Annotated in this window: 1 protein-coding gene; it reads right to left on the reverse strand. The window is 48.0% G+C overall.

Annotation, left to right across the window (positions count from 1 at the left end):
- Positions 1-100: 100 nt before the first annotated feature.
- Positions 101-627 (reverse strand): ATPase, T2SS/T4P/T4SS family (locus tag R7044_RS26255; protein ID WP_225456123.1); only part of this gene is annotated, 527 nt, incomplete at its 5' end.

A 627-nucleotide genomic window follows, 5' to 3' on the forward strand; every position in this document is an offset into this window, starting at 1 on the left:
TTACCCGCCGAAGGCAGGATCAAAGCTTGGCTAATAAAGAACACCGACAAAAACAGCAAAAGAAGAAATAGGGGGAATTGACTTTCCATAGCACACCCTCCTAACGGACTTTTTCGTTAAATATTTCAAATGGAACGTCTAAGCCTCGTTTAATCAATTGATCATGGCAACTTGGTACGATGCCTGTTGCTATGTAATCCCCTAACACATTGCCATCTTGATCCACCCCTCTTCTCTGGAAGGTAAAGATCTCGGACATGGTGATGACTTCCCCTTCCATGCCGTTTATTTCCTGCAAACTGACCATGCGGCGCTTACCGTCTTCCTGACGCTCCATTTGCACCACGATATTGATGGCTGACGCGATCTGCGCCCTTAAGTTTTTTGTCGAAACGTTCCAACCCGCCATAGAGAACATGTTTTCAATACGGCTGAGTGCATCCCTTGGTGTATTGGCGTGAATGGTCGCAAGTGAACCGTCGTGACCGGTGTTCATCGCAGACAACATATCGACCGCTTCCGAGCCACGCACCTCACCAATCACAATTCGGTCAGGACGCATACGCAGTGAGTTTTTCACCAGATCACGCTGGGAGATTTCCCCCTTTCCTTCAATGTTGGATGGAC

It is taken from the genome of Vibrio sp. 1402 (assembly GCF_033340275.1).